At 71.8% G+C, this 22,096-nt stretch carries 23 protein-coding genes; 13 read left to right on the top strand and 10 right to left on the bottom strand.

Going from position 1 to position 22,096, the window contains the following annotated elements; genetic code table 11:
- Positions 1-83 precede the first annotated feature (83 nt).
- Entirely contained in the window at positions 84-1,184 is a 1,101-nt protein-coding gene (locus M8C17_RS02985) for a calcium:proton antiporter (RefSeq protein ID WP_252414711.1), read from the top strand.
- Positions 1,185-1,212: 28 nt separating this feature from the next.
- On the opposite strand, the gene M8C17_RS02980 is transcribed toward M8C17_RS02985, so the two are convergent.
- Together M8C17_RS02980 and M8C17_RS02975 are read right to left on the bottom strand one after the other, a co-directional pair.
- A complete protein-coding gene (locus M8C17_RS02980) occupies positions 1,213-2,454 on the bottom strand; it encodes an RNA polymerase sigma factor (RefSeq protein WP_374557109.1) in 1,242 nt (413 codons plus the stop codon).
- The gene (locus M8C17_RS02975; RefSeq protein ID WP_252415072.1) at positions 2,451-2,843 is read right to left on the bottom strand and encodes a YciI family protein; all 393 of its coding nucleotides are present in this window, start codon (positions 2,841-2,843) and stop codon (positions 2,451-2,453) included. Before M8C17_RS02975 ends, M8C17_RS02980 begins: the two co-directional genes overlap by 4 nt.
- A 232-nt stretch (positions 2,844-3,075) precedes the next feature.
- On the opposite strand from M8C17_RS02975, the gene M8C17_RS02970 reads away from it, so the two are divergent.
- Positions 3,076-3,288, top strand: a complete 213-nt coding sequence (locus M8C17_RS02970) for a hypothetical protein (protein WP_252415089.1) — start codon at positions 3,076-3,078, stop codon at positions 3,286-3,288.
- A gap of 3 nt (positions 3,289-3,291) precedes the next feature.
- Here the strand turns inward: M8C17_RS02970 and M8C17_RS02965 are convergent, their stop codons facing one another.
- Complete coding sequence (locus M8C17_RS02965) at positions 3,292-3,657, bottom strand: hypothetical protein (protein WP_252414708.1); 366 nt, start codon at positions 3,655-3,657, stop codon at positions 3,292-3,294.
- 97 nt (positions 3,658-3,754) lie between these two features.
- On the opposite strand from M8C17_RS02965, the gene M8C17_RS02960 reads away from it, so the two are divergent.
- Both M8C17_RS02960 and M8C17_RS02955 read left to right on the top strand, forming a co-directional pair.
- Entirely contained in the window at positions 3,755-4,561 is an 807-nt protein-coding gene (locus tag M8C17_RS02960) for a neutral zinc metallopeptidase (protein ID WP_308209346.1), read from the top strand.
- 121 nt (positions 4,562-4,682) lie between these two features.
- Complete coding sequence (locus M8C17_RS02955) at positions 4,683-5,339, top strand: HAD family phosphatase (protein WP_252415071.1); 657 nt, start codon at positions 4,683-4,685, stop codon at positions 5,337-5,339.
- A gap of 15 nt (positions 5,340-5,354) precedes the next feature.
- Here M8C17_RS02955 and M8C17_RS02950 read toward each other — a convergent pair whose 3' ends face one another.
- The 5 genes from M8C17_RS02950 to M8C17_RS02930 form a co-directional block, all read right to left on the bottom strand.
- Positions 5,355-5,732, bottom strand: coding sequence for a carboxymuconolactone decarboxylase family protein (locus tag M8C17_RS02950; RefSeq protein ID WP_252414704.1), 378 nt, complete (start codon positions 5,730-5,732; stop codon positions 5,355-5,357).
- 159 nt (positions 5,733-5,891) lie between these two features.
- Complete coding sequence (locus tag M8C17_RS02945; RefSeq protein ID WP_252414702.1) at positions 5,892-8,447, bottom strand: ABC transporter permease; 2,556 nt, start codon at positions 8,445-8,447, stop codon at positions 5,892-5,894.
- Positions 8,447-9,214, bottom strand: a complete 768-nt coding sequence (locus tag M8C17_RS02940) for an ABC transporter ATP-binding protein (protein ID WP_252414700.1) — start codon at positions 9,212-9,214, stop codon at positions 8,447-8,449. Before M8C17_RS02940 ends, M8C17_RS02945 begins: the two co-directional genes overlap by 1 nt.
- Positions 9,215-9,563: 349 nt before the next feature.
- The gene (locus M8C17_RS02935; RefSeq protein ID WP_252414698.1) at positions 9,564-10,250 is read right to left on the bottom strand and encodes a response regulator transcription factor; all 687 of its coding nucleotides are present in this window, start codon (positions 10,248-10,250) and stop codon (positions 9,564-9,566) included.
- A gap of 173 nt (positions 10,251-10,423) precedes the next feature.
- Positions 10,424-11,338, bottom strand: coding sequence for a PD-(D/E)XK nuclease family protein (locus M8C17_RS02930; RefSeq protein ID WP_252414696.1), 915 nt, complete (start codon positions 11,336-11,338; stop codon positions 10,424-10,426).
- A gap of 66 nt (positions 11,339-11,404) precedes the next feature.
- On the opposite strand from M8C17_RS02930, the gene M8C17_RS02925 reads away from it, so the two are divergent.
- The 3 genes from M8C17_RS02925 to M8C17_RS02915 are packed head-to-tail and all read left to right on the top strand — an operon-like array spanning position 11,405 to position 14,179.
- Positions 11,405-12,559, top strand: a complete 1,155-nt coding sequence (locus tag M8C17_RS02925) for a M50 family metallopeptidase (protein WP_252414694.1) — start codon at positions 11,405-11,407, stop codon at positions 12,557-12,559.
- Positions 12,556-13,557 carry a tRNA (adenine-N1)-methyltransferase gene (locus tag M8C17_RS02920; protein ID WP_374556886.1) on the top strand — a complete coding sequence of 334 codons (1,002 nt, stop codon included), beginning with the start codon at positions 12,556-12,558 and terminating at the stop codon, positions 13,555-13,557. The genes M8C17_RS02925 and M8C17_RS02920 overlap by 4 nt, the downstream gene beginning before the upstream one ends.
- 49 nt (positions 13,558-13,606) lie before the next feature.
- On the top strand, positions 13,607-14,179 hold the full coding sequence (locus M8C17_RS02915; RefSeq protein WP_252414692.1) for a hypothetical protein: 573 nt from the start codon (positions 13,607-13,609) through the stop codon (positions 14,177-14,179).
- Positions 14,180-14,227: 48 nt separating this feature from the next.
- On the opposite strand, the gene M8C17_RS02910 is transcribed toward M8C17_RS02915, so the two are convergent.
- Positions 14,228-14,518 (bottom strand): ferredoxin, encoded by a 291-nt coding sequence (locus tag M8C17_RS02910; protein ID WP_074309704.1) that lies wholly within the window; start codon positions 14,516-14,518, stop codon positions 14,228-14,230.
- A gap of 178 nt (positions 14,519-14,696) precedes the next feature.
- On the opposite strand from M8C17_RS02910, the gene arc reads away from it, so the two are divergent.
- The 4 genes from arc to M8C17_RS02890 all read left to right on the top strand — a co-directional run bounded on the left by arc (position 14,697) and on the right by M8C17_RS02890 (position 20,593).
- On the top strand, positions 14,697-16,478 hold the full coding sequence (gene arc, locus M8C17_RS02905) for a proteasome ATPase (protein ID WP_252414690.1): 1,782 nt from the start codon (positions 14,697-14,699) through the stop codon (positions 16,476-16,478).
- A 151-nt stretch (positions 16,479-16,629) separates the two neighbouring features.
- Positions 16,630-18,645 (top strand): hypothetical protein, encoded by a 2,016-nt coding sequence (locus M8C17_RS02900; RefSeq protein WP_252414689.1) that lies wholly within the window; start codon positions 16,630-16,632, stop codon positions 18,643-18,645.
- Between the two features lie 110 nt (positions 18,646-18,755).
- Positions 18,756-20,273, top strand: coding sequence for a depupylase/deamidase Dop (gene dop, locus M8C17_RS02895; protein WP_374556881.1), 1,518 nt, complete (start codon positions 18,756-18,758; stop codon positions 20,271-20,273).
- A gap of 104 nt (positions 20,274-20,377) precedes the next feature.
- Entirely contained in the window at positions 20,378-20,593 is a 216-nt protein-coding gene (locus M8C17_RS02890; protein WP_088948111.1) for a ubiquitin-like protein Pup, read from the top strand.
- An 82-nt stretch (positions 20,594-20,675) separates the two neighbouring features.
- Here the strand turns inward: M8C17_RS02890 and M8C17_RS02885 are convergent, their stop codons facing one another.
- Entirely contained in the window at positions 20,676-21,107 is a 432-nt protein-coding gene (locus M8C17_RS02885) for a hypothetical protein (protein WP_252415088.1), read from the bottom strand.
- Between M8C17_RS02885 and M8C17_RS02880 the strand changes: the two genes are divergently transcribed.
- Together M8C17_RS02880 and prcB are read left to right on the top strand one after the other, a co-directional pair.
- Positions 20,994-21,302 (top strand): endonuclease VII domain-containing protein, encoded by a 309-nt coding sequence (locus M8C17_RS02880; RefSeq protein WP_252415068.1) that lies wholly within the window; start codon positions 20,994-20,996, stop codon positions 21,300-21,302. The genes M8C17_RS02885 and M8C17_RS02880 overlap by 114 nt on opposite strands.
- Positions 21,221-22,060: a proteasome subunit beta gene (gene prcB, locus M8C17_RS02875; RefSeq protein ID WP_252414688.1), complete on the top strand. Its 840-nt coding sequence runs from the start codon at positions 21,221-21,223 to the stop codon at positions 22,058-22,060. The genes M8C17_RS02880 and prcB overlap by 82 nt, the downstream gene beginning before the upstream one ends.
- Positions 22,061-22,096 lie beyond the last annotated feature (36 nt).

Genomic DNA, 22,096 nt, shown 5'->3' with positions numbered 1-22,096 from the left:
TGCACGGTAGTGGACACCTGCGACGTGGCGAGGTGCTGCGTCGATGGTGGGCACATGATCACCTGGCCTGGCACTCTTGACGCATGGCCGCCCTGCTTCGATCCCGCGTGACCGACTGGACCGTCGCCGTACCCGTACTCGCGGTGCTGGTGCTGATCGCCACCTGGGGACGGCAGCTACCCGGGCCCGTCATCGTGGTGGTCGCGGTGCTTCTGGGCGGGGCGGTCCTCGCGGCGGTGCACCACGCCGAGGTGGTCGCCCACCGGGTGGGGGAGCCGTACGGCTCCCTGGTGCTCGCCGTCGCGGTCACCGTGATCGAGGTCGCCCTGATCGTCACGCTGATGATCAGCGGGCCGGAGAAGACCCAGTCGCTGGCCCGGGACACCGTCTTCGCCGCCGTCATGATCACCTGTAACGGGATCCTCGGCCTGTCCCTGCTGCTCGGGGCACTGCGACGTCGGGTCGCGGTGTTCAATCCCGAGGGCACCGGCGGAGCGCTGGCCACCGTGATCACCCTGGCCACCCTGAGTCTGGTCATCCCGACCTTCACCACGGCCCGGCCCGGGCCGGAGTTCAGCCCGGCCCAGCTCGCCTTCGCCGCCGTGGCGTCGCTGGCGCTGTACGGGCTGTTCGTGCTCGTGCAGACCGGCCGGCACCGCGACTACTTCCTGCCCGTCGACAGCCAGGGCCGGGTGATCGACGCGGAGGAGCACGCCAAGCCGCCGACCACCCGCGCCGCGCTGGTCAGCCTGGGACTGCTGCTGGTGGCGCTGGTCGCCGTGGTCGGCGACGCCAAGACCGTCTCCCCGACCATCGAGGCCGGGGTAGCGGCGGCGAACCTGCCGCACGCGTTCGTCGGTGTCATCATCGCCCTGCTGGTGCTGCTGCCCGAGACCCTGGCCGCGGCCCGCGCCGCCCGCCGCGACCGGGTGCAGATCAGCCTCAACCTCGCGCTCGGCTCGGCGATGGCCAGCATCGGCCTGACCATCCCGGCCATCGCCATCGCCTCGATCTGGCTGGACGGCCCCCTGCTGCTCGGCCTCGGCGGCACCCAGCTCGCGCTGCTGGCGCTCACCGCCGTGACGGCGGTGCTGACCGTGGTGCCGGGCCGGGCCACCCTGTTGCAGGGCGGCGTGCACCTGGTGCTGCTGGCCGCCTTCGTCTTCCTGGCCGCGAGCCCCTGACCCGTCCGCGCCGCGACCCGGCGCCGGCTCAGTCGGCGAGGCGGTCCGCGCGGGCGTTCAGGTAGCGCTGCTGGGCCAGGTTCGTCGACCTCGCCGCCGCCATCCGGTACGCCTCCCGGGCGGCGCCGCGCTCGCCGACCAGCTCCCACAGGTGGGCGCGGGCCGCCGGCAGTCGGGGGTCGTCGGCCAACCGGGCGTCGTCGGCCAGCTCGGCGAGCAGCCCCAACCCCGCCAGCGCGCCCCGGCTCATCGCCACCGCCACCGCGTGGTTGAGTGCCACGACCGGGTTGTCGGAGATACCCATCAGCACCTCGTACAGGGCGGTGATCTGCGCCCAGTCGGTGGCCGCCGCGCTGGGCGCCTCGTCGTGCACGGCCGCGATGGCCGCCTGGAGCTGGTACGGCCCGACGACCCCGCGCGGCAGCGCCCCGGTGATCAACGCGACGCCCTCGGCGATCTGGTCGGCCCGCCACCGGCCGCGGTCCTGCTCGGCCATCGGCACCAGCTCGCCGTGCGGGCCGATCCGGGCCGGGGCGCGGGCGTCGGTGAGCAGCATCAGCGCGAGCAACCCGGTGACCTCGGGATCATCGGGCAGCAGCCGGTGCACCAGGCGGGTCAGCCGGATCGCCTCGGCGGTCAGGTCGGCGCGCAGCAGGCCGGGGCCGGCGGTGCGCGTGTACCCCTCGGTGAAGACCAGGTAGAGCACGTGCAGCACGGCGGCGAGCCGTTCGGCGCGCTCCGGGCCGGTGGGCGGGGCGAACCGCAGTCCGCTGTCGCGGATCCGCTGCTTGCCCCGGCTGATTCGCCGGGTCATCGTCGCCTCCGGCACCAGGAAGGCGCGGGCCACCTCGGCGGTGCTCAACCCGCCCACCGCGCGCAGCGTCAGGGCGATCTGCGACGCCGGCGAGAGCGCCGGATGGCAGCACAGGAACAGCAGGATGAGCGTGTCGTCGGCGTCGGCCGGTGGCCGGTCCGCTGCCGGAGCCTGCCACTGCTCGGGCAGCACCCACCGCGCCACGGTGTCCTCCCGCCGCACCCGGGCCTGCTCGCGGCGCAGCAGGTCGGTCAGCCGGCGGGACGCGACGGTGATCAGCCAGCCGCGCGGGTTCTCCGGTACGCCGTCGCGCGGCCAGCCACCCGCTGCGGCGATCAGCGCCTCCTGGACGGCGTCCTCGGCGGTGTCGAAGTGCCCGTAGCGGCGCACCAGCGCGCCGAGGACCTGCGGCGCGAGGTCGCGCAGCAGGTCCTCGACGGGGTTCGGCACGGTCAGCCGGCCAGGTCCTCGACGCCGTCCAGCACCGGCCGCACGTCCACGTACCCGCCGGGCGCGTCCGGGTCGACCAGACCGGCGGCGATCTCGGTGGCCCGGTCGAAGCTGGCGCACTCCACGATGGTGTAGCCGGCCAGCACCTCCTGCGTCTCCGGGTACGGGCCGTCGGTGACCACGGGCGCGCCCCCGCGCACCTGCACCCGGCGGGCGTGCACCGGCTCGCTGAGACCGCGGGCGTCGACCAGCTCCCCGGACTCGGCGAGCGCCTGGTGGAACGTCTCCATGTGCTTGTGCATGGCCGCGATCTGCTCGGCCGACATGGCCGGCCGGTCGGTCGCCCGGCCGGAGAGCACGTCGTAGTCCTGCTGCGAGCCGTAGAGCAGGATCATGTACTTCACGGTGGTCCCTCCTGTCCCGGCGCCACGACGGCGCCGCTCACCAGAGACGTCGAAGCCACCAACCCCACCCGGACACGCTAGTTCCCGCGAACTCGACCACCCCGGTGACCATGACGTTGTTGTCACGACACGCCGCACCGGCCAGCAACAACTTCATGATCACCGGGGCGGGAGGGGACGGGAGGGGGTCGGGTGGGTGGTGGGGGGTCGTTAGCGTGGCGGGATGACGACCGTGTGGGTGGTACTGGGGATCTTTGTCGTGGTGGGGGGTGCGGCGTTCGGGGTGGTGGCGTGGCGGGACCGGGGGCGGTTGAGTTCCGCCGACGACGATGCCGCCGCTCGGGCGGCGCGGGCCAATCAGCAGCGGTACGAGGCCGAGCGGCACGCCGAGCAGGGCGACACGTGGCTGCGGGGGCGCGACGCCAGCGGCGGCTGACGGTCACTGGCCGTAGGAGAGCCGGAGCCGGTCGTTGATCAGGTAGTTGAGGCGGTGTCGCAGGTACCCGAGGGTGCTCTCGCTCGGCAGCTCACCGTCGGTGGTGAGCGTCCAGCGCAGCGCGCAGCCCTGACCGGGCGGTTGGGCGGCCAGGTCGAAGCGGACCTGGTCCAGCGGCCGGTGCGGCCACAGCGACGACCAGACCACCAGCACCGGCGCGTATCCCGCCACCACCCGGGGCGGCACCTCGTCGTCGCGCAGCTCCAGCCAGGGCCGGCTGCCGGCCTCGTACGGGTCCCGCAGCGAGCGCCACACGACGTGCGGCGGGGCCGGCTGGCTGCGGCGGCGGCTGCCCAGCACGTGCACCACGACCCTCCTGACCGGACGGACACCCGCCCCGCACCATTGTGGTCGTCCGGCACCCGCGCCGTGAACCATCCGGTGCCGGTTCCCGTGAATCAGGTCGGTGGAATGGCGCTCCGATGTCGGGGGTACTGCCCGGTGCGGAACCGACGCCAGGGGAGGGACAGTGGGGGCACGGTCAGGTCGCGACGCGCGGGGTCCGTTGGTGGGCCTGCTGATCGCCGCGCTGGTGTCGGTCGCCTGTGCCGTCGGCGGGGTGGCCGAGCCGGAGGGTGAGCGCCCGGCGCCGGGACGCCAGACGGCCGCCCCGGATCCGAGCACCACCCGGGCCGACAGCACCACCAGTGTCGCCGAGTTCCAGCAGGACGTCGCCGACGCGCAGGCGATCGCCGAGCGGTACTGGGCGGCCCAGTTCAAGGCCTCCGGGCAGCGATTCCGGCCGGTCCGGCAGATCGTCCCGTACCAGCGGGCGGGTCAGGTGTCCTGCGGCGGTCAGGCGCTGCCGCGCAACAACGCCGTCTACTGCTCGCAAGGCGACTTCATCGCCTACGACGTCACCTGGTCGGTGGCGGCGTTCCGCCAGGTCGGCGACGCGTTCGTGTTCTACCTGCTCGGCCACGAGTACGCCCACGGCATCCAGGTGCGTCTCGGCATCCGCTCCACCTTCACCATCCAGCAGGAGTTGCAGGCCGACTGCATGGCCGGGGCGTACCTCGGCGACTCGGTGCGCTCCGGCGCGCTGACCCTCGCCGAGGGTGACCTGGACGAGTTCCGGGAGGGGTTGGCGGCGGTCGGCGACGACCCGGACCAGCCGTGGTTCGCCGAGGGTTCGCACGGCACGGCCGAGCAGCGCACCGAGTCGTTCTTCCGTGGGTACGAGCGATCCCTGGACGCGTGCGACCTGAGCTGACCGGGGTTGCCCGGATCACCCCTTCGCCCGCCGCCGGCACCCGCCGCGGCCGGCCCTGGCAGGATCGCCGGTGTCGGCCACGACCCTGGAGGATCCGCTGAGCAGCCAACACCCCGCCGCCGTGCTCTTCGACATGGATGGCACGCTGGTCGACAGCGAGAAGCTGTGGGACATCGCGCTCCAGGAGCTCGCCCGGGAGTACGGCGGGGAGCTCTCCCTCGCCGCCCGCCGGTCGATCATCGGCACCAGCATGGCCGAGTCGATGCGCATCCTGCACGACGACCTGGGGCAGCCCGAACGGGACCCGGAGGCCAGCGCGGCGTGGATCAACGCCCGGATCCTGGAGCTGTTCCGCACCGGGCTGCGGTGGCGTCCCGGCGCGTTCGCCCTGCTGCGGGCGGTGCGGGCGGCGGGCATCCCCACCGCGCTGGTCACCTCCAGCGGTCGGCCGCTGGTCGAGATCGCCCTGGACACCCTGGGTCGGGACAGCTTCGACGTGGTGGTCTGCGGGGACGAGGTGGTCGCCGCCAAGCCCCACCCGGAGCCGTACCTGACCGCGGCCCGGCTGCTGGGCGTTCCGATCAGCCGTTGCGTGGCGATCGAGGACTCGCCGACCGGGGTGGCCAGCGCGCTCGCCTCCGGCGCGGCGGTGCTGGCCGTACCCGCGGAGGCGCCGCTGCCGGTCACGGCCGGCGTACACCAGGTGGAGAGCCTGACCGGCGCGGACCTGGAGCTGCTCGCCGCATTGCTGGTCGACCGGGCCGGCGCGACGGGCTGACCGGGGCGGCGCGGATCAGGGGCGCTCGGCGAAGACCGCGGCGACCACCTGATAGCCGTCGAACGCCCGCGCGGCTCCCGCGTAGGCGGCCAGGTGGATGAACAGCTCGACGATCTCCTCCTTGGTCACCCCCGACTGCAGCGCGATGCGCAGCTGACCGCGCAGCGGCTCGTGGGTGCCGAGAGCGGCGGCGATGGCCACCGAGACCAGGCAGCGGCTGTGCAGGTCCAACCCCGGGCGGGGCCATGCCTCGCCGAAGGTCTGCACGGTGGCCAGGCGGCGGAAGTCCTGCCCGACCGGTGGCTCGCCCTCGCCGAGCGGCAGCGTGAGCGGCTGACCGAGCAGCCGCTCGGCGTTGTCCAGGGCTCGCTGGTACCCGTCCTGATCGGTCATGTCACCCTTCCCGGCTCGGCACCGCCGCCGGGAACCGCGGGCGGGCCGGCACCGCCATCGTGGCAGCTCGGGCCTGGTCCGGAGGGCGATTCGGCCGAGGCGGACAGCACGGACCCCCGGCGCCGCGAACGGCGCCGGGGGTCCGTGGTGACTGACTGCTCAGTCGTGGGCGATCGCGCCCAGGACGTTGATCCGTGCCGCCCGCACCGCCGGCAGCACCGCGGCCACCACCCCGATGATCGCGGCCAGACCGAGGAAGACGCCCATCTGCCCCCAGGGCAGGATCAGGTCGGTGATCCCCTCGTCCTTGAGCGCCTCGACCACCGCGGCGCCGAGGCCGCTGCCGACCACCACGCCCAGCAGAGCGCCGAACACGGAGATCACCACCGCCTCCACGGTGATCATGCCCATGGTCTGCGACCGGCGCAGACCGATCGCCCGCAGCAGACCCAACTCCCGGGTCCGCTCCAGCACCGACAGCGCCAGGGTGTTGATGATGCCCAGCACGGCGATCACGATGGCCAACGCCAGCAGGATCTGGATCATCGTGAGCAGCCCGTCGAGCTGACCGGTCTGCTGCTTGATGAACGCCGCCCGGTCGGCCACCGACACCTCGGGGCTGTCCGCGAGCAGCGCCTCCACCTGCGGCTGCACGTCGCCGACCCGCGTTCCGGGGGCCAGCTGGATGAAGCCCTGGATGGGCTGCGGGATGGCGAAGTCCTTCGCGGCCGTCGCCGGCAGCGTCACCGGGTTGGTCAGCTGGGACGCCTCGTAGATGCCGCTGACCGTGTACGTCCGCGCCTCACCCCGGGTCAGCTGGACGTTGACCGTCGAGCCCACCGACAGGTTGCGGGAGGTGGCGGTGTCCGAACTGACCAGCATCTGGGTCGGCCCGAGCCGGTCGATGTCACCGGCGGTGGGCTTCGCGCCGAAGATCTGCCGCAGCGACGCGATGTCACTGCTCGCCGCGACCCAGGTGCTCTCGCCGTTGAGCTTCGCCATGTCGCCGTACTCGCCGTCGACCATCTGCACGCCCGGCAGGGCCTTGGCCCGGTCGAGGACGGCCGGGTCGAAGCTCGGCGGTCGCGGACCGCCCTGCGCACCGGAGATCACCAGCTCGGCCTTGATGGTGTCCTCGGCCAGAGCGCTGATGCTGCCCTTGGCCGAGTCCAGGATCACCGTCACGCCGGTGACCAGCGCGATGCCGACCATCAGCGCGGCGGCGGTGATCGCGGTGCGGCGCGGGTTGCGCCCGGAGTTCAGCCGGCCCAGCTTGCCCGGGACCGACCAGGAGAAGATCGCACCGAGCAGGGCCACCACTGGCCGGCTGATCAGCGGAGTCAGCAGTGCCACGCCGATGAAGGCGAACAGCACCCCACCGAGGATGGTGGGCAGCGTCTGACCGCTGGCGTTGCCACTGAGCCCGAGGAACAGCAGCACCGCGCCGATGCCGGTGACCACCGACCCGGCGATCGTGACCTTCGTCAACGGCCGGTCCGGGGTGGCCACGTCCTGCATCGCGGCGATCGGCGGGATCCGGGACGCCCGCAGCGCCGGCAGCAGCGCCGCCACCACGGTGATGACCAGACCGACAGCGAACGAGCCGATCACCGCAGCCGCCGGCACGCCGATCCCGGCCAGGGTGAGCCCACCGGCCAGCTTGCCGAACAGGAACGCCAGCAGCGCGCCCACGCCGATGCCGGCGGCCAGGCCGAGCACCGAGGCGATCAGCCCCACCGCGATGGCCTCCAGCACCACCGAACCGATGATCTGCCGGCCGCTGGCCCCGATGGCGCGCATCAGCGCCAGCTCCCGGGTGCGCTGGGCGACGATGATCGAGAAGGTGTTGAGGATCAGGAAGGTGCCCACCAGCAGCGCCACCGCGGCGAAGCCGAGCAGGATCTTGTTGAAGAAGGACAGGCCCTCCTTCAGGCTGGCCGCAGCGTCCGCGGCCACCTGCTCCCCGGTCTTCACCTCGTAGTCGGCGCCCAGGGTGCGGGCGACGTCGTCGCGCAGCGTCTCGTCGGAGACGCCGCCGGCGGCGCGCACGGTGATGCTGCTGAACGCGTCGGGCTCGCCGATCATCAGCCGCTGCGCCACCGGGGTGGTGAAGAAGACCTCGTTGACCCCGCCGATCGAGTCCCGGTCACCGCTGTAACCGAGGATGCCGACCAGGGTGAAGTCGCGCTTCTTCGACTCGAAGGCGGTGAGGACGCCGACCTTCTGGCCGACCTGCACCTTCGCCGCCGTTGCCAGTGACTTGTTGATGACGATCTCGTCGTCGGCCTGCGGCCCGCGGCCCTCCCGCAGTTGCAGCAGCTCGCTCTCCCCGGTCCAGTTCTCGCCCAACTGCGGCGGACCGAACGAGGTGATCACCTTGCCGTTGCTGCCGATCACGCGGGCGCCGTCGGCGTTGACGATGCCGGTCGCCGAGGCCACGCCCGGCACCTGCTTGACCCGGTCCACGACGGCGGCGGGCAGCGGGGTGGCGGTCTGCTCACCCTCGATCTCGCTGACCTCCACCTTCGGCTTCGCCGTGACGTTCACGTCGATCTCGGAGAAGCCGTCGGCGAAGACCGAGTCGAAGGAGCGGCCCAGCGTGTCGGTGAGCACGAAGGCGCCCGACACGAACATCACGCCGAGCACCACCGCCAGCCCGGACAGGATCAGCCGGACCTTGCGGGCCAGCAGACTCTTCAGTGTCGCCCGGAACATCAGTTGCCCACCTCGGCCGGAGCGTCCAGCTTCTTCATGGTGTCCAGCACCGTCTCGGCGGTCGGCTCGATCAGCTCCGAGACGATCTCGCCGTCGGCCAGGAAGACCACCCGGTCGGCGTACGCGGCGGCCGTCGGGTCGTGGGTGACCATCACGATGGTCTGGCCGTGCTCTCGGACGGAGTTGCGCAGGAAGTTGAGCACCTCCGCGCCGGAGCGGGAGTCCAGGTTGCCGGTCGGCTCGTCGGCGAAGATCACCTCGGGGCGGGACACCAACGCCCGCGCGCACGCCACCCGCTGTTGCTGCCCGCCGGACAGCTGCGCCGGCCGGTGGTCCAGCCGGTCCCGCAGGCCGACAGTGTCGATCACCGTGTCGTACCAGGCCGGGTCGGGCTTGCGCCCGGCGATCGACAGCGGCAGCAGGATGTTCTCCTTGGCCGTCAGCGTCGGCAGCAGGTTGAACTGCTGGAAGATGAAACCGACCTTGTCGCGGCGCAGCTTCGTCAGCCCCGAGTCACCCAGCCCCGTGACGGTCGTCTCGCCGATCGCCACCGTGCCGCGGGTGACCGAGTCCAGGCCGGCCAGGCAGTGCATCAGCGTCGACTTGCCGGAACCCGACGGGCCCATGATCGCGGTGAACCGACCGCGTTCGAACTCCGCGCTGACCCCTCGTAGCGCGATGACCTGTGCCTCACCGCTGCCGTACACCTTCCACACGTCGTTCGCCCGGGCCGCGGCCTGCGCCTGCTGGCCTACCGTCGCGGTCACGTCATCTACCTCTTCCGTCTCTGCCAATACGCGCCGCCCCCGCTGGTCCGGCGCGACTGTTCCATCATCGGCGCTGCTCACGCCCGTACCGTCCGCCCACGGGGGGACCCGGCGCGGATTTCGCGCTGCGGGTGCACCCCCATGCCGGCTCAGGGTTGCCCCTGACCCGACGGCCGGTCGATCCGTTTCCCGACCGGCGAAACGCCGCCCGCACGGTGGGAGGTGAACCCACGAGGGGATCAACCCCGCCAAGCCATCTCCGGTCACGGTAGGTGAGCACGGCAAGCCAGCCGTCACCCCACGGAGGGATCTTCGGGTACGCCGGGTGAGGTAGCCGGGCGGGTCAGGGTTACGCCCGGGGACGGACCAGCCCCGACTCGTACGCCAGCACCACCGCCTGCACCCGGTCGCGCAGCCGCAGCTTGGTCAGCACGTGCCCGACATGTGTCTTGATGGTGGTTTCGCTGACCGACAGCGCCACCGCGATCTCGGCGTTGGACAACCCCCGGGCCACCTGCACCAGCACCTCGCGTTCCCGGTCGGTGAGCGCGCTGAGCGCCGCCGACGGTGTCGCCGCCGGGTCGGGCAACAGGTCGGCGAATCGGTCCAGCAACCGCCGCAGGATCCGGGGGGCCACCACCGCGTCTCCGCCGGCCACGGTGCGGATCGCCGCGATCAACTCCTCGGCCGGGACGTCCTTGGCCAGGAACCCGCTGGCGCCGGCGCGCAGCGCGCCCACCACGTACTCGTCCAGGTCGAAGGTGGTCAGCACCAGCACCCGCACCGGCAGCCGGGCGTCGACGATCGCCCGGGTGGCCGCCACCCCGTCCATCCGGGGCATGCGGATGTCCATCAGCACCACGTCGGGCAGCAGCCGGCGGGACAGGTCCACCGCCTCCAGGCCGTCGCCGGCCTCCGCCACCACGTCCAGGTCCTGCTCGGCGCCCAGCACCATCCGGAAGCCCGTACGCAGCAGCGGCTGGTCGTCGGCGAGCAGGATCCGCACCGGCCGCGCCGAGGCCACCCGATCGCTCATCTCGTCTCCCTGTCCCGCGCCGACGCCGCTGCCGCACCGGCCATCCTCGCGCACACCGGCCCGTGCGTCGCGGACCACCGTAGAGGCCGGCCCGTCGCCGCGTCCCGACCGTTGCCGGACCGGCACGGTCGGGTTTCTGCCCGGGGACGACGGTCAGCGGCGGCGCCCGCAGGTCACTCGTCGGCGCCCGGCGCCACCGGACCGGAGCGGGCGTCGCGCAGCGGATCGGCGGCCGCCGCCGCGACCGGGAACGGCGGCGGGGTGCCACCGAAGGTGGGGCAGAGCGCCTGGTGGCTGCACCAGTCGCAGAGCCGGCTCGGCCGGGGCCGGAAATCCTGCCGGGCGGTGGCCTGCTCGATCGCCCGCCACAGCGCCACCACCGTGCGCTCGAAGCGGACCAGCTCCTCGGCGTCTGGGGTGTAGTCCAACACCTCGGCGTCGCGCAGGTAGAGCAGCCGCAGCACCCTGGGCACCACGCCCCGGGTGCGCCACAGCACCAGCGCGTAGAACTTCAGCTGGAACAGCGCCCGCGCCTCGAACGCCTCCCGTGGAGCGCCACCGGTCTTGTAGTCGACCACCCGCAGCGCGCCGTCCGGAGCCACGTCGAGCCGGTCGAGGTAGCCCCGGATCAGCAGCTCCTCGTCGACCACCGCCGAGATCAGGCTCTCCCGCTCGGCCGGCTCCAGCCGGGTCGGGTCCTCGACGGCGAAGTAGCCCTCTAGCAGCGCGGCGGCGGAGCGGAGGAACTCGACCGGGCCGGCCGGCTCCGCACCCTCGAAGAGCCCGGCCAGCTCCGGCTGCTCGGTGACCATCCGGTCCCACTGCGGGGCCACCAGGTCACCGGCCGCGGCCGGCGTGCGGCCCGGCGCCGGCAGGTCGAACAGGCGCTCCAGCACGGCGTGCACCAGGGTGCCCCGGGCCTGCTCGACGGTGGTCCGCTCGGGCAGCCGGTCGATGCTGCGGAACCGGTAGAGCAGGGGGCAGGTCTTGAAGTCGGCCGCCCGTGACGGCGACAGCGAGGCCCGCACCGTGGGCGGCACCTGCGCCGGGGAGGGGGACTGGGAGGTGGTGACCGGTTCCGCCGTCATGTCCGCAAAGGTTAGGGCACCGGTGTGACACCGACCGCCGCGCGGCCGGTCCGTAGCATCGTCCCGATGGAGCAGACATCCCGACCGCCGCGCCGGCCCGATCGCCGCCCCGGCCTGAGCGTGGGCCGGGTGTTCGGGGTGCCGTTGCACCTCAACGGCTCCATGGTCCTGCTCGCCCTGCTCGTCGCCGTGCTGTACGCCGAGTTCGCCCGCCGGCAGCTGGACCTGCCGCAGGTCAGCGGCTACCTGATCGGCTTCGGGTTCGTGGTGTCGCTGCTCGGCTCGGTGCTGCTGCACGAGCTGGGCCACGCGCTGACCGCCCGGCGGTACGGCATCGGTGTGCGCGGGATCACCCTGGAACTGCTCGGCGGGTACACCGAGATGGACCGGGACGCCCCGTCGCCCCGGGTCGACCTGCTGGTCTCGCTGGCCGGCCCGGCGGTGTCCGCGGTGCTCGGCATCGGCGCGGTGGTCGCCACGCTCGCCCTGCCCGAGCGGACCGTGGCCCACCAGCTGGCCTTCCAGCTCGCCGTGAGCAACGTCATCGTCGCGCTGTTCAACATCCTGCCCGGGCTGCCGCTGGACGGCGGCCGGGCGCTGCGCGCCCTGGTGTGGGGGCTCACCCACGACCGGCACCGTGGCACCGAGGTCGCCGGCTGGGCGGGCCGGGTGGTCGCCGCCGGCACCGCCGCCCTGGTCCTCCTGCTCACGCTGGCCGACTACCTGGCACCGCTGGCGCTCCCGCTGATGCTGCTGGTCGCCATCACCCTCTGGCGCGGCGCCGGGCAGTCGATCCGGGCGGCCCGGGTCAGCCGCCGGTTCCCGCTGATCGACCTGTCCCGGCTGGCCCGCCCGGTCTGGCCGGTGGCCACCGGCACGCCGCTGTCCGAGGCCCAGCGGCAGCGCGCCGAGGGCGGGCAACCCGGTGCCGCGCTGCTGGTCACCGACTCCACCGGCCGGCCGGTGGCGCTGGTCGACCCGGCCGCCGCCGACGCGGTGCCCGCCGAGCGACGCCCGTGGCTGGCGGTGGACGCCGTCGCCCGGTCACTGGGCACGCTTCCCGCACTGCCGGTCGGGCTCGACGGGGAGCGGGTGATGGACGCCGTCCAGACCCACCCGGGCGCACAGTACGTGGTGACCGCAGGCGAAGATGTCGTCGGCATCCTGCACATCGCGGACCTGGCGCAGCTCCTCGAACCCAACCGGAAGATGACATCGTGACCGCAACTCCCTCCACCGTCCCGGCCGACACCGCCACCCCGGCGCTGACACCCGTGCACCGTGGGCCGTTCCGGCCCGGCGACCGGGTGCAGCTGACCGACCCCAAGGGGCGGATGCACACCGTGACGCTGGAGCCCGGCAAGGAGTTCCACACCCACCGCGGCATCCTGGCGCACGACGCGCTGATCGGGCTGCCCGACGGCAGTGTGGTGACCACCTCCGGCGGCGGCACCGCGTTCCTGGCGCTGCGGCCGCTGCTGTCGGACTACGTGCTGTCCATGCCGCGCGGCGCGCAGGTGATCTACCCGAAGGACTCGGCGCAGATCGTGGCGATGGGTGACATCTTCCCCGGCGCGAAGGTCCTCGAAGCCGGCGCCGGTTCCGGTGCGCTCAGCTGCTCGTTGCTGCGCGCCGTCGGCACCGAGGGTGAGCTGCACTCGTTCGAGCTGCGCGACGACTTCGCGCAGATCGCCAAGCGCAACGTCGAGGCGTTCTTCAACGGGCCGCACCCGGCGTGGAACCTGCACGTCGGCGACGTCGCCGCGTGCGAGGAGACCGGCTTCGACCGGATCATCCTGGACATGCTCACCCCGTGGGAGACCCTCGACATGGTCGAGCGGGCGCTGGTGCCCGGCGGCGTCTTCATCGGCTACGTGGCCACCACGCCCCAGCTCTCCGAGCTGGTGGAGGCGCTGCGCGAGCGCGGCGGCTGGACCGAGCCGCGGGCCTGGGAGTCGCTGGTGCGTGACTGGCACGCCGAGGGTCTCGCCGTCCGGCCGGACCACCGGATGATCGCGCACACCGCGTTCCTGGTCTCCGCGCGCAAGCTGGCCCCGGGGGTCACCGCGCCGCCCCGGCGGCGCAAGCCCAGCAAGGGCACCGAGGCGTACGTGCAGCGCCGGCAGGACCTGCGCGAGGCGGAGGCGGCCCGGCAGGCGGCGGCCGCCCAGGCGGCCGGTGTGCAGCCCGACGCGACGGGGGAGATGGACAGGCCGTGACCATCGAGCTGGGCGTCGGCGTCGTCGTCGAGCGGGGGGAGGCGGCGGGATGAGCCGACCGGGCTACGGCGGCGGTGACCTGCCCGCGGTGTTTCCGGACTGGTCGCCGTACCAGGACCTGGAGTCGGCGGCGCGCGCCTACCTGCGCGACCCGGATGTCGCCCTGGAGGCGCTCGGTGGGGTGCTGCGCGGCGCGTCGGTGCTCGGCTTCACGCTGGAACGCTTCGTCAACGAGGTCAACGGCGTGTGGCAGGAGGTCGTGGTCTGCGACGGCAGCCGGCTGATCCTCTGGCACGGCGAGGACGTGCCGCCGGGGGAGGGGCCACCGGGGTCGATGACCTCGTCCCTGCGGGTGGTGCCGGTCTCCACCGTCACCGAGGTCGGCTGCCGGCGTCGGCTCAACCGCACCGAGAGCGGCGAGATCCGGGTCGACAGCATCGACGTGTACCTGCTGCTCACCTCGCTGGACGAGGCGCCGCCGAGCGAGGAGATGGTCGGCGCGCCGCGACACGACGCGCTGCGGTTCGGCAAGACCCTCGACGACGGGGGCGCCGGGCAGATCGCCCGGTTGGAGGAGTTCGCCCGGCTGGTCGCCTCGGTGGTCGGCCGCCCGATGCTCTGAGGCGTGACCCGTCGGGCCGGCCCGGGTGGGGCGGCCCGACGGGGTTGCTCAGTCCTCGGCGTCCGGGCCGGCGACCTCGACGCCGTCGCCGCGCACCACGTGGATGCAGTCGCCCGGGCACTCCTTCGCGGAGTCGATCACCTCGAGGCGCAGGTGCTCGGGCACGTCGACCCGGCTGCCCGGCGCCATCCGCAGCTCACCGTCGGCGCCCTTGACGTACGCCAGGCCGTCGATGTCGAACTCGAACACCTCCGGCGCGTACTGCACGCAGAGCCCATCGCCCGTGCAGAGATCCTGGTCCACCCAGACCTGCAGCTGGTCGGTCGCGACCTCGGCCACCGGTGCACCCCCCATGTTCTCGCGTCCTACGCTTCGACGGTACCCGAACGCCGGTACCGGCCCGCCAGGCCACCCTTGGCGATCAAGGTTCGGTGACGAGGGTGTTGCGTGGGACCGAATCGGCCTCATAGCGGCTAGTGTTAGGGCAGAACGTTCAAGCCCCCCGGGGAGGTGGGACGTGGCACGCAGCGACGACGCGGACTCGCGCGCCGCACGGTGGGAGAAGGAAGCCCACGATCTCTCCACGCAGGTCGCGTTCCTGCAAGAGGAACTCGCCCTGGTGCGGCGCAAGTTGACCGAAAGCCCCCGACACGTCCGGCAGCTCGAAGAGCGGCTGGCGGCCACCCAGGCACAGTTGGCGCGGCTGACCGAGAACAACGACCGGCTGGTGAGCACCCTCAAGGAGGCTCGCACGCAGATCGTCACTCTCAAGGAGGAGATCGACCGCCTCGCACAACCGCCGAGTGGTTACGGCGTCTTCCTGGCCAAGCACGACGACGGCACGGTGGACGTCTTCACCGGCGGCCGCAAGTTGCGGGTCGCGGTCTCGCCCTCGCTGGACGTGGCCGAGCTGCGCCGCGGCCAGGAGGTCCTGCTCAACGACGCGCTCAACATCGTCGACGCGTTCGGCTATGAGCGGGTCGGCGAGGTCGTGATGCTCAAGGAGATCCTGGAGGGACCGAACGGCGGGCCGGGTGACCGGGCGCTGGTGGTCTCCCACTCCGACGAGGAGCGCATCGTGCACCTCGCCGAGACGCTCATCGGCTCGGCGATCAGGGCCGGCGACTCGCTCATGATCGAGCCCCGCTCGGCGTACGCGTACGAGCGGATCCCGAAGAGCGAGGTCGAGGAGCTGGTCCTGGAGGAGGTGCCCGACGTCGACTACTCCGACATCGGTGGCCTCCAGTCGCAGATCGAGCAGATCCGCGACGCGGTGGAGCTGCCGTTCCTGCACGCGGACCTGTTCCGTGAGCACCAGCTCCGCCCGCCGAAGGGCATCCTGCTGTACGGCCCGCCCGGCTGCGGCAAGACGCTGATCGCCAAGGCGGTGGCCAACTCGCTGGCCAAGAAGATCGCCGAGCGCCAGGGTAAGGAGAAGCACACCAGCTTCTTCCTCAACATCAAGGGCCCGGAGCTGCTCAACAAGTACGTCGGTGAGACCGAGCGGCACATCCGGCTGATCTTCCAGCGAGCCCGGGAGAAGGCCGGCGAGGGCACCCCGGTGATCGTGTTCTTCGACGAGATGGACTCGATCTTCCGGACCCGCGGCTCCGGTGTCTCCTCGGACGTGGAGAACACGATCGTCCCCCAGCTGCTCAGCGAGATCGACGGCGTGGAGGGGCTGGAGAACGTCATCGTCATCGGCGCCTCCAACCGGGAAGACATGATCGACCCGGCGATCCTGCGTCCCGGTCGGCTCGACGTGAAGATCAAGATCGAGCGGCCCGACGCCGAAGCGGCCAAGGACATCTTCTCCAAGTACATCCTCTCCGGGCTGCCGCTGCACCCGGACGACCTCGCCGAGCACGGAGCCGACCCCCAGGCCACCGTCGCGGCGATGATCGACGCCGTCGTGCTGCGGATGTACTCGGAGACCGAGGAGAACCGCTTCCTCGAGGTGACCTACGCCAACGGCGACAAGGAAGTCCTCTACTTCAAGGACTTCAACTCCGGCGCGATGATCCAGAACATCGTCGACCGCAGCAAGAAGATGGCCATCAAGGAGTTCCTCACCTCTGGGCGCAAGGGTCTGCGCCTGCAGCACCTGCTCGACGCCTGCGTCGACGAGTTCCGGGAGAACGAGGACCTGCCCAACACCACCAACCCCGACGACTGGGCCCGCATCTCCGGCAAGAAGGGCGAGCGGATCGTCTACATCCGCACGCTCGTCTCCGGAGGCAAGGGGGCCGAGGCCGGCCGGTCCATCGAGACCGCCAGCAACACCGGCCAGTACCTCTGATCGACCACCCAGCGGCGGCACCGGCTCTGTCCGGTGCCGCCGCTGGCTGCGTCGGGTGGCCCCACACTCCGGCGCGCCACCGGTGGGCCAACGCTCCGGCCCGATCCGGCTAGACTGCGGCGACTCCACCGACCGACCGAACGAGGACTCCGTGCGCGCCGACGCCACCAAGGAAATGCCAGCAGTGCCGGGTGGCACGGACAACCGGGAACCGGTAGCAAGCCCACCCACCACGCCGGCCGCCCGGCGCCCCGGGATCGGCCTGCTCCTGGCCGTGCTGGTCGCCTGCTGGCTTGTGCCGGTCGCCGCGAACGCCGTCCACGCCGCCTGGCTGCTGCCCCCACTGGTGCTGTTCGGCACGGCCAGCCTGCTGCGCTCCGGGCGTACCCTCCTCGACCGGATGGTGCTCGCCCTCGCCCTGCTGGCCGGTCTCACCTGTGCCGCCGGCCTGCTCTTCAGCGTCTGGCCCTGGGGCCTGCACCCGGTGCCGGTCTCCGGGCTGGCGCTCACCGTCCTCACCCTGGCCGCCGTGCTCTCCCGGCGCGCCCCCCGGCTGCCCCGCCCCGGCTGGTCCGACCTGGTCTCGGTGGCCGCCGCCGCCGTCGCCGCCGGCTACCTCGCCACCCCCTACCTGCGCGCCACCAGCTTCGGTCAGCGGCTCAACCTCGCCATGGTCGGCGAGGACAACGGCCGCCACCCGGCCCTCTTCGACGTGATCGGCCGTCTCGGCGGCTACCTCTTCGTCGACCCCGACACGGCCCGCGAGCAGATCTTCTCCGGCCTGGTCCACTACCCGCAGGGCTGGCACCTCACCTCCGCGCTGCTCGACGGCTTCCTGCGCAGCTCCGGCCCCGCGCCCGCCGGGCCGGCGCTCATGGACCACTACGTGCTCTGGTGTCTCGCCACCTTCGGGGTGCTGGTGCTCGCGCTGGTCTGGGCCGCCCAGCACGTCGCCGGCCCGCTGCACCCGCTGCGCCGGCTGGTCCTCATCATCGGCGTCACCGCGCTGGTCCTCGGCACCGAACTGCCGCGGCTGCTGGTCGCCGGCTACCCCAGCGAGACGTTCGGGTTGAGCCTCGCGGTGTTCCTGGTCGCCCTCGTCGTCCGCCCCCTGAGCCGGCTCCGCGAGCAACTCATCCTGGTCGGGGCGCTGCTGATCGGCATCGGCTTCTGCTACTACCTCTTCCTCTTCCCGACCGGCGCCATGGTGCTCTGCTGGCTGATCGCCGACCGGCGTCGGCTGCGTGCCCGCCTCGGCACGGTCGCCGTCATCGCGGTGGTCACGGCCGCCCTGGCCCCGCTGACCGCGCTGCTCGGCCTGTTCGTCGCCGGCCAGAGCGAGGCGCTCGCCGCCCCCGGCGGTACGCCCCCGGTGGAGACCTACAACGCCATGCTCGGCCTCGGGGCGGTCGTCCTCGCCGCCATCTCCGTGGCCACCAACCGGGGCGAGTCCACCTGGCGGCGCTACCTCGTCGCGCTGGCCGTCGCCGTGCTCTTCTCCGCCAGCATGGCGGCCGTGAACCTCGTCAACGGCACCCAGCCCGCGTACTACTTCGGCAAGACCGCGCACCTGGTCATCGCCGTGCTCATCGTCGGCGCCGCCGCGCTCGCCCGACTGCTACCCGTACCCGCGGAGAGCACCGATTCCGAGCCCAGCCGCCGCCCGATCAGCGGCGCCCTGCCGTCCGTCGCCACCGCCGCGCTGGTGACGGTCGCGCTGCTCGCCGGCACCGGCGTGATCGGCTGGACCGGCGGCTTCTTCCACCGGACCGGCAGCAACGGCACCTGGGCGAAGGACTGGGCCGATCGCGAGGTGCGGGACATCACCCGCTCCGCGTCGGTCACCAACATTGCCTACCGGAACTACCCGGCGATCCCCGGCACCGTCACCCTGGTGGTGGACAAGCAGGGCCTGCAGGGCTACCGGGAGTCGATCTTCCTTTCCGCCATGCAGGGCACCAGCGGCCAGACCGAGCCCGGCATCTACTTCCGGATCTACGACGAGCCCGCCCGGACCGCGGAGATCCTGCGTCGCGTTCCCCGCCCGCTGCGGCTCATCGTGGCCCACCCGGACGCCCAGAAGGCCATCGATGGAGCGCTCAAGGCCGACCCCTCCCTCCGGGAGGGTCTGACGCTGGTGCCGCTCAAGCCGGGCGCTCCGCGGTAGCCGCGCCGCGCCGTGCGGCAGGGCTGCGCGGTCGGCCACCGCGCAGACTAGTCTCGATGGTGTGAGCGGCGGGCACGCCTGCTCCGTGGGCGAGCGAAGCGAGTGGTCGCATGACGGTACGTCGGATCATGGGCACCGAGGTCGAGTACGGCATCTCCGTGCCCGGCCAGGCCGGAGCCAACCCGATGGTCACCTCGTCGCAGGTGGTCAATGCCTATGGGGCCCGCCCCGAACTGAACCGGGGCGGGCGGGCACGGTGGGACTACGAAGAGGAATCGCCGCTGCGCGACGCCCGCGGCTTCACCTACTCCGGGGCCGCGTACGACCCGGCCGAGGCGTTGGCCGACGAGGACCTCGGCCTGGCCAACGTGATACTCACCAACGGGGCGCGCCTCTACGTCGACCACGCCCACCCCGAATACTCCACGCCCGAGGTCACCACTCCGCGTGACGTGGTGCGCTGGGACAAGGCCGGCGAGCGGGTGATGGCCGAGGCGTCCCGCCGGGCCGCCACCATCCCCGGCACCCAGCCGATCCACCTCTACAAGAACAACACCGACAACAAGGGCGCCAGCTACGGGGCGCACGAGAACTACCTGATGCGCCGGCAGACCCCGTTCGCCGACATCGTGGCGTACCTGACGCCGTTCTTCGTGACCCGGCAGATCGTCTGCGGTGCCGGCCGTGTGGGCATCGGGCAGGACGGCGGGCAGAGCGGTTTCCAGATCTCCCAACGTGCTGACTTCTTCGAGGTCGAGGTCGGCCTGGAGACCACCCTCAAGCGACCGATCATCAACACCCGCGACGAGCCGCACGCCGACGCCGACAAGTACCGCCGGCTGCACGTCATCATCGGCGACGCCAACCTCTCGGAGATCTCCACCTACCTCAAGGTGGGCACCACCTCGCTGATCCTCAACATGATCGAGGAGAAGGCGCTCGGCAGTGACCTCGGCATCGCCGACCCGGTCAGCGAGCTGCGCGCGGTCAGCCACGACCCCAGCCTGTCGCACCGGATGCGGCTGCGCGACGGCCGCCGGCTCACCGCGCTGGACCTGCAGTGGGCCTACCTGGAGCGGGTCCGGTCCTTTGTCGACGACCGGTACGGCACGGACGTCGACGAGCAGACCGTCGACGTGCTCGACCGGTGGGAGAGCGTGCTGGACCGGCTCGGCCGTGACCCGATGCTCTGCGCCGACGAGCTGGACTGGGTGGCCAAGCTGCGGCTGCTCGAGGGTTACCGGGAGCGGGAGAAGCTCGGCTGGGGCTCGCACAAGCTCCAGCTGGTCGACCTGCAGTACTCCGACGTCCGGCCGGAGAAGGGCCTCTACCACCGGCTGGTGACTCGGGGGGCGATGAAGACGCTGCTCACCGACGAGGAGACGCGCAGCGCGATGACGGAGCCGCCGGAGGACACCCGGGCATACTTCCGTGGTCGTTGCCTGGCCCAGTACGCCTCCGAGGTCGTCGCCGCGAGCTGGGATTCGGTCATCTTCGACGTGGGCCGGGAGTCGCTGGTTCGGGTGCCGATGATGGAGCCGGAGCGGGGCACCCGCGCGCACGTCGGGGCGCTGTTCGACCGGTGTGCCAGCGCCAAGGACCTGCTGGAGACGTTGACCGGGGGCTGAGCGTGTGTCGGGATGCCCGCCGGGTGCCGCAAGCCGGCGCGCGGCGGGCTTTTCGTCGCCTCAGCGAGGTAAGTTGATCGCAGACGATCGTGGAGGAGGCAGCAATGGCCACTCATGACAGCGGCGGCCAGTCGCAGTCCGGCAAGTCCCGCCAGGGCGAGGAGATCGAGGACGTCACCACCGAGGCCAACCCCGAGGTGGCTGAGCGGCACGCCGAGATCACCGAGGACGTCGACGACCTGCTCGACGAGATCGACTCCGTCCTCGAAGAGAACGCCGAGGAATTCGTGAGGGGCTATGTACAAAAAGGGGGTGAATAGGGCATAGCCGAGCAACTCGGACATGCCTCGCCCCTCGAATGATCGAGACGGTCACCGCCTCTGCCGAGACTGCGGTGAGTGGTTACCGCTCGATCAGTTCTGCGCCAGCAGCCGACGGCCGGACGGTCACGGCAGCTACTGCAAGCCCTGCTTCAACGTTCGCTCTAAGGCGAGCTATGCGAAGCGCCTGAAGGAGCGACAGGGCAGGGACGTGCGACAGCTTCCAGTGGTTCCGGAGGGCCATCGGCGATGCCCTGACTGCGGTGCCATCAAGCCTCTCGACGACTTTCCGCGGAACCGCTCCGGGCGTGGTGGTTACGGCCGATACTGCAAGCCTTGCCACAACGAGAAGGGCAAGGAGAGCAGGCTTCGTCTGCATGGTGGGTCCCGCGAGTACCACCTGCGGCGGCGCTACGGCATCGGAGAGAAGGAGTTTCAGGAGCTCCTGGCCGAGCAGGGCGGGGTCTGCGCGATCTGTGGCGGCGCGGACCCGCAACATCTGGACCACGATCATCGCACCGGATGGGTGCGCGGGATACTCTGCTTCAACTGCAACGGTGGTCTTGGCCAGTTCCGTGACAGTCCCATGAGGCTGGCCAGGGCGATCACGTACCTGAGAGGAACCACGTGGCAGCGGGCTTTGATCCATCCGGGCGTCTACCAGATGTGTTCACCAACGCGGGGACGTCCTCCTTCACCACGTTTCTGAGCCGGGTGGCGCCCGAGATGCTGCCCGGTCGACGGCCGCTGCCGCCGGGCATGGCCGCCGACCTGGCGCCGCACGCGACCACCATCGTGGCCATCGCGGCGGCCGACGGTGTGGTGATGGCCGGCGACCGTCGGGCCACCATGGGCAACCTGATCGCCCAGCGCGACATCGAGAAGGTGCACCCGGCCGACGCGTACTCGCTGGTCGGCATCGCGGGCACGGCGGGCATCGGCATCGAGCTGATGCGACTGTTCCAGGTGGAGTTGGAGCACTACGAGAAGATCGAGGGCGCGATGCTCTCGCTGGACGGCAAGGCCAACCGGTTGGCCTCGATGATCCGGGGCAACCTGGGCGCCGCCATGCAGGGGCTGGCCGTGGTGCCGCTCTTCGCCGGCTTCGACCTAGCCGCCGCGGACCCGACGAAGGCTGGCCGGATCTTCAGCTTCGACGTGACCGGCGGCCCGTACGAGGAGACCGGCTACGACGCCATCGGCTCGGGCTCGCTGTTCGCCAAGTCCGCGCTGAAGAAGCGCTTCCGGGCCGGCCTCACCGTCCAGGACGCGACGCGGCTCGCGGTCGAGGCGCTCTACGACGCGGCCGACGACGACACCGCGACCGGCGGACCGGACCTGACCCGGCGGATCTACCCGGTGGTGATGACCGCGACCGCCGAGGGCACCCACCGGCTCACCGATGCCGAGACGGCGACGATCGCCGAGGGCGTGGTCGCCGGCCGGATGGAGAATCCGGGCGGTTGAGCCCCGTCCACCCCCACCAGTCAGCAGTCGTCAGCA

It is taken from the genome of Micromonospora sp. RHAY321, assembly GCF_023896955.1.
In the GTDB taxonomy this organism is placed as follows: Bacteria; Actinomycetota; Actinomycetes; order Mycobacteriales; family Micromonosporaceae; genus Micromonospora.
Note: the sequence above shows the minus strand (reverse complement) of the source record. Positions and strands in the feature narration are given on the sequence as shown.